The organism is Pseudomonas sp. 5P_5.1_Bac1 (assembly GCF_025466015.1).
Lineage (GTDB): Bacteria > Pseudomonadota > Gammaproteobacteria > Pseudomonadales > Pseudomonadaceae > Aquipseudomonas.
On record NZ_JANLNX010000091.1, the window covers coordinates 199829 to 211303 of the forward strand.

Annotated in this window: 10 protein-coding genes and 1 pseudogene; all 11 read right to left on the reverse strand. The window is 63.1% G+C overall.

The window, feature by feature from the left end; genetic code table 11:
* Window positions 1–4 precede the first annotated feature (4 nt).
* The gene (locus NTD82_RS19325; RefSeq protein ID WP_262129844.1) at window positions 5–3187 is read right to left on the reverse strand and encodes a T6SS effector BTH_I2691 family protein; all 3183 of its coding nucleotides are present in this window, start codon (window positions 3185–3187) and stop codon (window positions 5–7) included.
* Entirely contained in the window at window positions 3184–4128 is a 945-nt protein-coding gene (locus tag NTD82_RS19330) for a hypothetical protein (protein ID WP_262129845.1), read from the reverse strand. Before NTD82_RS19330 ends, NTD82_RS19325 begins: the two co-directional genes overlap by 4 nt.
* Window positions 4125–6194 (reverse strand): type VI secretion system Vgr family protein, encoded by a 2070-nt coding sequence (locus NTD82_RS19335; RefSeq protein WP_262129846.1) that lies wholly within the window; start codon window positions 6192–6194, stop codon window positions 4125–4127. Before NTD82_RS19335 ends, NTD82_RS19330 begins: the two co-directional genes overlap by 4 nt.
* A gap of 270 nt (window positions 6195–6464) precedes the next feature.
* Entirely contained in the window at window positions 6465–7337 is an 873-nt protein-coding gene (locus tag NTD82_RS29430) for a methyl-accepting chemotaxis protein (protein WP_371864286.1), read from the reverse strand.
* A pseudogene (locus NTD82_RS29435) lies at window positions 7320–8381 on the reverse strand (methyl-accepting chemotaxis protein); the annotation flags it as partial. The gene NTD82_RS29430 and the pseudogene NTD82_RS29435, both read right to left, overlap by 18 nt.
* 147 nt (window positions 8382–8528) lie before the next feature.
* A complete protein-coding gene (locus NTD82_RS19345) occupies window positions 8529–9236 on the reverse strand; it encodes a 16S rRNA (uracil(1498)-N(3))-methyltransferase (protein WP_262129849.1) in 708 nt (235 codons plus the stop codon).
* Window positions 9233–10024 carry a twin-arginine translocase subunit TatC gene (gene tatC / locus NTD82_RS19350; RefSeq protein WP_262129850.1) on the reverse strand — a complete coding sequence of 264 codons (792 nt, stop codon included), beginning with the start codon at window positions 10022–10024 and terminating at the stop codon, window positions 9233–9235. Before tatC ends, NTD82_RS19345 begins: the two co-directional genes overlap by 4 nt.
* A complete protein-coding gene (gene tatB / locus NTD82_RS19355; protein ID WP_262129851.1) occupies window positions 10021–10422 on the reverse strand; it encodes a Sec-independent protein translocase protein TatB in 402 nt (133 codons plus the stop codon). The genes tatC and tatB overlap by 4 nt, the downstream gene beginning before the upstream one ends.
* 4 nt (window positions 10423–10426) lie before the next feature.
* A complete protein-coding gene (locus NTD82_RS19360) occupies window positions 10427–10705 on the reverse strand; it encodes a twin-arginine translocase TatA/TatE family subunit (protein ID WP_175652836.1) in 279 nt (92 codons plus the stop codon).
* A 25-nt stretch (window positions 10706–10730) separates the two neighbouring features.
* Window positions 10731–11066 (reverse strand): phosphoribosyl-ATP diphosphatase, encoded by a 336-nt coding sequence (locus NTD82_RS19365; RefSeq protein ID WP_095155840.1) that lies wholly within the window; start codon window positions 11064–11066, stop codon window positions 10731–10733.
* 1 nt (window position 11067) lies between these two features.
* Window positions 11068–11460, reverse strand: coding sequence for a phosphoribosyl-AMP cyclohydrolase (gene hisI / locus NTD82_RS19370; protein ID WP_110972287.1), 393 nt, complete (start codon window positions 11458–11460; stop codon window positions 11068–11070).
* Window positions 11461–11475: the final 15 nt, after the last annotated feature.

Below are 11475 nucleotides of genomic sequence, written 5' to 3' on the forward strand. Positions count from 1 at the left end.
CTTTTCATGCGAGTCCCAGCCTTGCTTGGCCTTTGATCTTGTCCTCCTTAACAATTAGCCGAGCAAATCCCGACTTATCACTCTTATCAGGCCAATAAGACACCTCAAGCTGAAAGGCTTGAACCTCAAGATAGCCGAAGAAGCTGATGGCCCCACGGATCTCCAGGGCTTGGGCATTGTGGGTAATGACAGGGGCTGTTGTTTCAGGGTGATACCCAGGCGTCTTCCATGCAGCGGGAGGCGGTAACGGGCCATTCACGCCACCACTACGACCGCTCGCGATAGTTTCTCCCAAACTCTGGTTTGGCCGGTATACCTGCAACGCCCATTCGTAACTTGAAACATCAGATTTATACCCGGGCAGGACGAGTTTGTAGTCCAGAAAAAGCCCAGCCGGGATTGCATCACCCATGGGAGCCCCACCGATCTGCTCGGCTTTTACAGTCATCCCTGCATCCGCAGTTAAGCCCAACAACGCGGCGTTTAAGACACCAATTGCCGAATCCATGTCTTCATGGGCTGTCCAACGGCGATGCCCTTCTGGCAGGCCCCAAAGGGAACATCGTGCCCAGAGTGCCCAGAGTTCGAGAGGTTGTGACTCTTGTCTTTTCGCCCAGACTGCCACTTCTAGCGCAGCAAGACCTAGCAGTACAGATGCTGCGAGTGGCCCTAGTGCAAATGCTGCTGGGGCGAAAGTGCCCCAAATCCCGGCCAGACTTGAAACTGCCGCCAAACCGGCTGCTGCCCGGTATATGTAAGCTGCTGTTTTATCTCCGTTTTCCTTCGTTCGGCCCGCCGCAAACGCATACTGCAACCCCTCCAACGCACTCGCCAATGCCACCAGCGCCCCCCCGTACTGCACGATCCGCGCTCCCACCCCAACGGTCTTTCCAGCGGACCCTGTCGGCATGCTCAGATCAGGCCGCACCATCTGGATCGCCCCACCGACAACCTCGACACCTGCCCCCATCACTCCAAACGATGCCGACATGACCGCCGCCGCGGCTTCGGGATGCTTTTGACCCACGGTATCGAGCAGGTTTTCATAACTGCGGCGCAGGCTGTCCTGCTGGAACCACAGGCTGATCAGGCCCAGCCCCATGGTGCTGGCGCCGGGTGCGCCAGCAACTGCGGCGTTGCGCATGTTGCGCATCGACTCCCGCGCCAGCTGGGCGGAGACGTCGGCATTGAGGGTCACATGGCGCGCAAGGTTGCCCATGGAACCCTGAAGGGCCTCGGTACCAATGGTGACACTGCGCAAGGCGTCGCCAATGCCGTCGCCGACCCCGGCGCTCAGCTTGTTCAGCCGGGGCTTCAAGGCGTCGGCGCTTTCCATCGTCCAGAGCGTGACTTCGACCAGCTTTCCTGGCGTGCCCGGCACGGCAGCGGACAGGGTGTTGCTCAGCAGCATGGCGCGCACCTTGCGTTGGGCCGGTTTGCGGAACTGCTGGTCGAGCCGGGCCATGAAGCGATCGGTGCTTTCCTGGAGCACCTCGTTGAGCAGCGAAAGATATTCGCCCACCTTGAGGGACACCGTGATCCGCGTGACCTCCACACCGTAGTAGCGCAACAGGGCCCCGCGGTGCAGGTACCCGAGCAATGCCCGGGTGTTCTCCGATAGCTGGTTGCCGAGACGACTGCTGGCCGTCGCTCCAGCGGACAGCAGTTGGCCGATGGCGTCCTGTACGGGCCCCGTCATGAGGTCCTTGGCTTGCTGGGTGGTGATGAAGGTCTTGATGCCGTGATAGACCCGGGTGAACTCGTCACCCGCAAGGGCATCGTGCAGTTCCCCGAACAGTGACCTGTTCCTCGCGGTCAGGGCCTGGTACAGCAGGCTGTCGCGGTTCTCCAGCAGGGTCTTCCAGAGGCGCAGGGTAGGGCCCAGTGGGCCGTCCACGCTGCGTTCGGTCGGGCCACCGGCCAGGCAGGTCTGCATCATGCGGATGAACAGCGCTGTCGAGCGCTGGTCGGTAACGCTGTAATCATGCAGGGCCGCCCGTTGATAGGCCGCGCCCTGGTACTGGCGCTCGTAGTGTTCGGCGACGTCGTCGATGACTCGTTGCCAGCCGGTGAGCGTGTGCTGGTAGTTCGCTTCGAAAGTCGCACGGGCCTGCTCGTTGTAGCGTTCTTCCAGCCGCTTCCTTGCCTTCGCTTGCCTGATCGAGGCAAGGCGCGCGGTTTCCGCCTCGACATCAAGCATGGGCAAATCCGGATTGAACATCGGATTGTTGTTGCGCTCGCGCCGTGACCTGTCTTCGTCCTTGACGCGCTGCTCCGCCTGGAATTTCGCCATTTCGAGCTGATGCCCACGAATCGCGAGCAAGGCCTGGGAGGTGAAATACTTGAAGCTGCGCTGCGGTTCGGCACACCACTGCTGCATGGCCTGGTGGCGAATCAGACGCTGGGCATTGAGCTCCTGGACCATGCCGATGGGGTCGGGCAGCACCAGGGCCAGTACGCCGTTGGCGAGTTCGTGCTTCTGGATCATATTGCGCAGATGCCCCTTCAGGGCGCGCAAGCGGTGCTGGCGGCCGTAGAAGCCATGCACGCTGCGGAAATCACCGGGGATGTTTTGTGCGTATTCGAGCACCTGCTGAAGCTGCGGGTCGTTTTCGCTCATGGCGATGCCGACGCTGGCGGGGTCGTTGCGCGCGGCCTTGAGGTCGAGTCGGTGGAAGCGCTCGTCGAGGTTCACACCGTCGACCGCGCCGCCACGCAGGTAGCTATCCAGAACCGCCTTGGGCCAGGGATCGTTGGCGATGGCCAGCCAGGCGGTGGAGTACTTGCGGGTGTCGATGTTGATGAAGGCGGCAGGCATGTCGTGATCCTCCCGGATGCAGGCCTCGCATAGCGGGCGAGGCTCTTCACGCGGCATCTGGTACGGACGGAACTGGCTCAGCGCCCCTTCGGGCGAAATCTCGTAGGCCTGCCACTCCCGGCGGTCGAGCAGTACATACAGATACCCCTGGCGCAGGATGCGCGGCTGATCGAGGTGCATGGGCACGGCCTCGACCTCGGAGCCGCGGGTCAAGGGCAGCAAGCGGGTTTTCCAGGGCTGCGGGGCATAGGCGGCGCGCAGGGGCAGGATGGGCAGGCCGCTACGCTGACAGGTGCTGCAGATGCCGGTGGGGACCGGGCACGCTTCGTTGGTGGCGATATCGGCAGCGACGCTGAAGCTGATACTCATGAGTAGTCCTTCGCCTGGGGTAGGTCGGCAGTGATGCGCTTCCATTTGGCTTCGCTGTAGTGGCTGGCGAAGTGGCTTTGCAGGTCGACGGCGCCTGCCCGCGCTTGGGCGATGAGTTGCTGGATGTCCGGGTGCCGGGGCAGATGGGGGTGGATGAATACCTGATGCAAGCAGAGAGCGATGATGTCGCGGCTATTATCGAGCCCCAATCTGTAGGCCTCGCGGACCAGGCGAAAGGCGTGGACGGCGGCCTGGGGCGGCAGGATGGACGCGCCTTTCCAGCGCCACGGGGCGAAGCCGAGAGGAAGTTGCAGCGTATGGCGCCAGGCATCCAGGAATTCGCTGACCACAGGCGCCATTCGCTGAGTGTCCCGGGCGGACAGAGGAAGAACAGAGTCGACCGGATGGTTTGTGCCGTGCACAAGGATGTAACCCTTCCAACTGGTGGGACACAGCCAGATCCTGATCGGGTTCAGCAGGTCACCTGCCGCAGTACCCATCGAGCCGGACAGCAACTCCAGCCTCAGCGGCTCGAACCAAGCCGAGCATTGCTCGTCGCCCGATGCCGTGGTGTGGCACCGGGTCGCGATATGCGCGGCGATGACATCGGGCGGCTGAGGGCTGAGGAGCCAGCCGCAGATGTAGCGTTTGTAATAGCTGAGATCCCAGGAGGAGTAGCCGGCGCTGAGTTCGAGATAGTGCAGCGCCGCCGATTCGCCCGGCTTGGCCAGTTGGATCAGGGCAGGACACGCTTCGGGAGCATGTGAAAGGTCCGGCCGCAGCACGCGCGTGACGGCAGCGTCGCCCAGCGAACGGCTCAGCGACGGCACGCTGAGAGGATGTTCCAGCGCACAGTCAGCCAGTCCGTCCACCAACAGGTAGAGGTAATCCTCAGGCGCACGGAAGTGCTCGGCAAAATGCGTGACGGGTTCGGCGGTCATCTGTTTTTCCCCACGCAATCGGCTTGCTGCGCGTTCAGGACCTGGCTGTCGAGCGTCAGGCTGTTACCGCCCCCTCCGCCTGTCTTGGTCACGGGCCCCGTGAGCGTGAGCGCGATGCCATCCAGCGTGATGCCCGCACTGTCGATACGCAGCGTGCCGCCGGGGCCCTTGATGACAAACGCGTCGGCAGCGTGAATTTCATACACCTTGGTGTGCTGCGTAATGCTCTGGCCGGCCTGCACCGTGACATCCCCTTGCACCTGCTGATCCAGATGCCCGCCAATCTCCACCCGCTGATTCGCCGCGGTCTTGTCCAGGCGGTCATTGCCGACCTGTTCGGTACGGTCCTGGCCCGTGGTGATGGTGTGATGGCGACCAATGCTCAGCTCGTCGTCCTGGCCGATCTGATGCCGCCTGTTCACGCCGATGACCACTTGCTCGTGATTGCCCACCGTGTCCTTGCGGTCGTGGGCGATGGTCAGGGTTTCGTCGTTCTCGACCTGCTCGCTGCGGTCATGGCCGACGAAGGTGGTCTCGTCGTTCTTGACGATGTTGTTCTGGTCTTTCTGCGCATGGATGAACACCTCTTCCTGCCCGGCCTCATCCTCGAAACGCAGCTCGTTGAAGCCATTGCCCTTGTGGGTCTGGCTCTTGAGGGTCATGCGGGTCTTGTGCTTCGGCAGTTCGTAGGGCGGCCGCTGCAGGGCATTGAAGCCTCGGCCGGTGATGACAGGCTGGTCCGGGTCTCCGTCGAAGTTGCTGACGATCACTTCCTGGCCAATACGCGGTATCGCCATATGGCCCCAAAGCGCGCCGGCGATGTTCTGCGATACGCGGATCCAGCAGGAGCTGTGTTCGTCCTCGTTATCCTCGCGGTCCCACGGGAACTGCACCTTCACCCGGCCGAATTCGTCGCAGTAGATTTCTTCACCCGGCGGACCGACCACTTTCGCCGGCTGCGGCCCATCGATGCGTGGTTTGGGCAAGGCCTCGGCGCGCCATTCGGCATCGTCCGGCACCAGGATAGCGACGCAGTTGTAGTGGGTGCCCTGGGCAGCGTCGGCGCTGTCCTCGCCCTGGCTGACGTATTGCTTGCCGTGGTGCTCCAGACGTATTGGGCGCCAGCCGCGATTCAGGTCTTCGCGCGGGTGGCCGACGAGGTCGAAATAGATGCCCGGCACCAGCCGCGCGTCGTCACCTTCGGTGATGACCTGACAGGCCTCGCCGCGCAGTCCACGCAGACGGTCGCGGGTGAAGGCTTCGCCCGATTCTCCCTTGTAACGGCCGGGATAGTCGTAACGCTCGTAGCTTTTGGCCTGGTGCGCCAGGTCGGTGGCTTCGCGCCGGGTCTGCTGGTTGTACAGCGGGTTCTTGAAGCTGTAGTCGCGCTGGGTCTGGCGGGCACTGCGCACGTTTTCGGTGTAGGTGAAGCTGTGCAGCGCCGGGCCCGGCCGGTCGCCGCCGGGCCTGGGGTTGTATTCAACCGGCGGGCCGGGCTGCTTGCCGAAGATCCACAGGCGGTCGCAATGGACCAGGCGATGGCCTTCGGCGCTGTGCAGGAAACCGTAGAAAAAACCTTCCTCGCGCATGATGCGTTCGACGAAGTGGTAGTCGGTGTCACCCGCCTGTACGCAGTATTCCCGCGTTTCATGGGCGTTGGTGATGCGTTGTTCGTAGTCCAGGGCGAGGGCGTGCTTCTTGAGCATCGCGGTGGCGATGTCGGGCACGGTGAGGGTCTGGAAAATGCGCCAGTCCGAAGCCAGTCGCAGGCGAGCCAGGCGCGGCTCGACGATGGCGCGGTAGCGGGTGCGGCGAAAGCCAGTCTCGCCTTGCTGGAACGAACTGACCGAGCCGTGCACATAGCGCACGGGCTGGCCGCCTTGCCAGAGGGTGAGCAGCGCCGGACGGTCGAGGACCTGGCCGAAGTCGACGGCAGGGTTGGCGCAGCTCAGGTCTACGTCGAGGCGGAAGGTTTCGGAGAGGCCTTCAGTGAGGTGGAATTCGACGACCTCGAAGTCATCGGGGCCGGCGGTGAAGGTGAAGCGCAGGTCGGATTGGGCGGGCATGCAGTGTTCTCTGCAACTACGCACCCATCGCGAGAATCAGCGCCGGGTCGCATGTGGATGAGGTATCCACACAGGGCGCCAGGCCAGAAGGTTGCCGGCCGCGGACCAAGGGGATTTCCATGGAAATGATTCCGTGGAAATCCTGAACCCGGTCCGGCATCGTTGATATAGGAATATTCCTAATTACGGCGGTGAAACTGCGGAGCTTTGGAAGCCTGTTCTGTCAGAGCGGCTTTAGCCGCGAAGGACCGCAACGCGGTCCCGGCGATTTCAGATCCGGAACCGCGCCACCAACGATTGCAAATGCGTCCCCAGCCGCGCCAGCTCAACGCTGGACGCCGCCGTCTCTTCGCTCGCCGCGCTGGTCTGATCCGACACGTCGCGCACGCTCATCACACTGCGATTGATTTCTTCCGCCACGGCGCTCTGCTGCTCTGCCGCCGCCGCAATTTGCTGGTTCATCGACTGGATCGACGACACCGTGCGGGTAATGGTTTCCAGCGAAACCCCGGCACTGCGGGTCAGTTCGACGCTGCTTTCGGTCAGGCCGCGGCTGTTGTCCATGACACTGGCGACCTGCTGGGTGCCGCTCTGCAAGCCGGCGATCAGCTCTTCGATTTCCTCGGTGGACTGCTGAGTGCGCTGCGCCAGGCTGCGCACTTCGTCGGCGACCACGGCGAATCCACGCCCGGCCTCGCCCGCACGCGCCGCTTCGATGGCGGCGTTGAGGGCCAGGAGGTTGGTCTGCTGGGCCACCGACTTGATCACATCAAGCACGCTGCCGATCTTCTCGCTCTCGGATTTGAGCTTGTTCATCGCCTCGCTGGAGTTACCGACTTCCTTGGCCAGACGCTCGATCTGGGCGATCACTTCGGACACTACCCGATCACCCTCGCGGGCCTGCTGGTCGGCCATCAGCGCCGCCTCGGAGGCTTCCTCGGCATTGCGCGCGACTTCATGCACGGTCGCGGCCATTTCGTTCATGGCGGTGGCAACCTGGTCGGTCTCGACTTTCTGGCTGTTGACCCCGGCACTGGTTTGCTCGGTGACGGCGGAGAGTTCTTCGGCGGCGCTGGCAATCTGGGTGACACCGTCGCTGATGCCACCGATCAGCTCACGCAGGCTGACGGTCATGCGCTGCATGCTGCGCTGCAATTGGCCCATTTCGTCGCGGCGCTGGTCGATGAGGTCGTGGCTGAGGTCGCCACCGGCGATGCGGTCCACGGCGGTCAGGGTGTGGCGCAGCGGAACGATGATCTGCCGGGTGATGGCCCAGGACGCGATCACGCCGAACAGCATCGCCAGCACGGTGGCGAGGGCCAGGGTCGACTTGGCGTTCTTCGATTCGGCATTGCGCAACTGGGTCTGCGACTTGGTCAGGTCCATGCTCAGGTTGAGCAGCTTGGTGCCCTGTTCGCCCATCTGCCGCAGGGCCAGGTCGCTGGCTTCCTGGGCGGTGCCGAACTGCACTACGGCGCCGCGATACACGCTTAGCGATTCGGCGGCGCTGCCCAGATCGGCGTGGTGCTCGCTCGGTACTTTGCCCGGCAGGGCCTTGAGCAGGGTAACCGCCTGGTCGATGGCGGCGAGGGCGGTTTGCTGGAACTCCGGTTTGGCGCTGTAGGTGTAGCCACGCACCTGGAAGCGCGCTTGCTGCAGCAGCTTCGACACTTCAACGGCGTTGTTGAACAGCACGGCGTCGCCGCTTTGCAGCAGCGCCTGCTCGACCTGGGCAATCAGCCCCGCCGCCTTGTCGGCGCTGGCGCCGAGTGCGGAGCGGGCGGCCTCGCGGGCGTCGGCGGCGGCCTTCAGGTCAGCGAAATAACGTTGGTATGCCTGCACGGCTTCGCGCTGCTGTTCCAGGCGCTTGCTGTCTTCGCCTTCGCGGACGCGCTTGCTGACGTTCTGCAGTACACCGTCCAGCGATGCCAGGGCGTTTTCCACCAGGGTGGTCGACGCGGCATCGCGGTTGTGTTCGTAGGCTTGGCGGGCAATGCGCAGAACCTGGGTGCCCTGGTACACCTCGGAAATTTCGCCGAGCTTGTCACCACGGTTGATCACGCCTTCGAGGCCCAGCCAACCGGTGAGAGTGATCACCAGGGTCAGCAGCAAAACGATGCTGAAGCCGATGCCCAGTTTGAGATTGACGCTCACATTACCCAGGTGCTGGGCCATCCAACGGTACATGGTGTGACTCCACTTCGATCGATCAGGCAGGTTCTTTATTCTGGTGTTCCTGCATCGGCGCGGGGTCGCAAAACTGTAGGTGGCAAAAGCGTCTAAACCGGGGCTGAAGGGTTAGCCAATGGTCTTATATAAAGTGTGGGGATTACCTTAGAACAGCCGCGCGAGCAGGGCCGTGACCGCGGTTTCCACCCGGAGAATCCGATCGCCCAGTTGCACCGGTGCCAGCCCGGCTTTGCCGAGCAGGTCGATCTCGTAAGGAATCCAGCCACCCTCCGGACCGATCGCCAGGGTCACCGCTTCGTCCACGCCGCGAGGGCAGGGCGGATGGTTGCCGGGATGGCCGACCAGGCCAAGCGTGCCCTGGGCGATGGCGGGCAAGCGGTCTTCGACGAAGGGCTTGAAGCGCTTCTCGATAATGACCTCGGGCAGCACCGTGTCCCGTGCTTGTTCAAGGCCAAGGATGAGGTTCTCGCGGATCGCCGCGGGTTCGAGGAAGGGGGTTTGCCAGAAGCTCTTTTCCACCCGGTAGCTATTGACCAGCACCAGCTTCGTCACGCCCATGGTGGCGACGGTCTGGAACACCCGGCGGAGCATTTTCGGCCGCGGCAGGGCGAGCACGAGGGTCAGCGGCAGCTTGGCCGGTGGCGGCTGGTCGAAGCTCAGCGAGAGTTCCGCCTCATGGCCTTCCAGCCGTTCGACCGTGGCCTGGCCCATCAGGCCGCCGAGGCGGCCGACGCGCAGGCTGTCACCCACCGCGACGCGGTGGATTTCCTGCATGTGGGTAAAGCGGCGGTCGCTCAGGACCGCCCGGTCGGCCGCGATGAAGTCGGCCTCTTCGAGCAGCAGCAGGTTCACTGTTGGGTCGCTGGCGGCTGGTCGTCAGGGGTGTCGTTGCGTTCGTCATGCTCCTGGCTGCGCTTGCGGATCAAGCTGCCGAACAGCACGCCAATTTCAAACAGCATCCACATCGGTACGGCCAGCAGGGTCTGCGAGAAAATGTCTGGCGGGGTCAGGATCATGCCGACCACGAAGCAGCCGATGATCACGTACGGACGGATCTTGCGCAGGTACTGCACATCGACCACGCCGATCCACACCAGCAGCACCACCGCGACAGGAATCTCGAAGGCGACGCCGAACGCGAAGAACAGCGTCATGACGAAGTCCAGGTAACTGGCGATGTCCGTCATCATCGACACGCCTTCGGGGGTCGCGCTGGCGAAGAAACCGAAGATCAGCGGGAACACCAGGAAATAGGCGAAGGCCATGCCGGCGTAGAACAGGAAGATGCTCGAAACCAGCAGCGGAATGGCGATGCGCTTTTCATGGCGGTACAGGCCCGGCGCGATGAAGCCCCAAATCTGGTGCAGGATGAACGGGATCGCCAGGAACAGCGAAACGATCATGGTCAGCTTGAACGGCGTCAGGAACGGCGAGGCCACGTCGGTGGCGATCATCGTCGCGTTGGCCGGCAGGTGCGCGCGCAGCGGCGCCGAAACCAGGGTGTAGATCTGCTGGGCGAAGGAAAACAGGCCGATGAAGATCAGAAAGACCGCCGCGACGCAGCGCAGCAGGCGAGTACGCAGTTCGGTCAGGTGCGAGACCAGCGGCATGGGCTGGTCGTGTTCCGGAATTTCGCTCATGGGGCTCGCGGCGGTTGGGTCGGTTCGGTGGACGCCGGTTGGGGCGCGTCGGCGGGTGCCGTGGGCGCCGCGGGGGCTTCGGAAATTACGGCGGCGGTGGCGGGAGCCACGGGCTCGCTGCCCGGCGTGGTGGACGGATCGGGCGTCACGCTGCTCGGGTTGAGGATGCGTCGGGCTTCCTGCTCCAGAGAGAGGATGTGCTCGTTGTGCAGTTGCCGACGGATATCGTCAGCGCCGATCTCGCGCTCTACTTCCTGCTTGATCGCGTTGAAGCTGCGCTTGAGGCGCCCGACCCACAGGCCGGCGGTGCGCGCCGCGCCAGGCAGGCGCTCGGGGCCGAGCACCACAAGGGCGACCAGACCGACGAGCAGCAACTCACTGAAGCTGATCCCGAACATGTGTTCACTCTTTCCTTGCAGGTTCAGCGTCCTGAACCTTCTGCGCCTGGCCGTCGATGGTGTGCGGCTGGTTCAGCGGGGTGCCCTGCGGTTGTACTGGTTGGGAAGGTTGCGCGGTTTGCACGGTCGGCTCGGCGGGCTTGTCTTCTTCGTTCATGGCCTTGCGAAAGCCCTTGATCGACTCGCCCAGGTCGCCGCCGAAGTTCTTCAGTTTCTTGGTACCGAATACCAGTACCACGACGACCAGCAGAACAATCCAGTGTTTCCAGTCAAAAATACCCATGGTGCAGTTCCTCGAATGAATTCAGTTAGGCCGATGGCTGGCGGGCCGCCTTTTCGTCGTGGCCGGACAGTCCGAAACGGCGCTCCAGCTCGTCCAGCACGGCTTGCGGGTGCTGGCCCAACGCGGAGAGCATGACCATGCTATGGAACCACAGGTCGGCGGTTTCATAGATGACATCGCTGTAATCTCCGCTGACGGCGGCGTCCTTGGCGGCGATGATGGTTTCCACCGACTCTTCGCCGACCTTCTCCAGGATCTTGTTCAGGCCCTTGTGGTGCAGGCTGGCGACGTAGGAGCTGTCGGGGGCCGCGCCTTTGCGCGATTCCAGCACTTCGGCCAGGCGGGTCAGGGTGTCGCTCATGTCAGTGTCCTGCGCTGTAGATGGCATTCGGGTCTTTGAGGACCGGATCGACGGTTTTCCACTGGCCGTCCTCGAAGACGCGATAGAAGCAGCTTTCGCGGCCGGTATGGCAGGCGATGTGCCCCAGTTGCTCGACCATCAGGATGATCACGTCGGCGTCGCAGTCCAGGCGCATTTCATGCAGCTTCTGCACGTGGCCGGACTCCTCGCCCTTGCGCCACAGTTTGCCACGGGAGCGCGACCAGTAGATGGCGCGCTGCTCGGCGGCGGTCAGGGCCAGCGATTCGCGGTTCATCCAGGCCATCATCAGCACGCGTCCGGTCTTGTGGTCCTGGGCGATGGCCGGCACCAGGCCGTCGCTGTTCCAGTTGATCTCGTCCAGCCAGTCTTTCATCTTCGACTCCAAAAA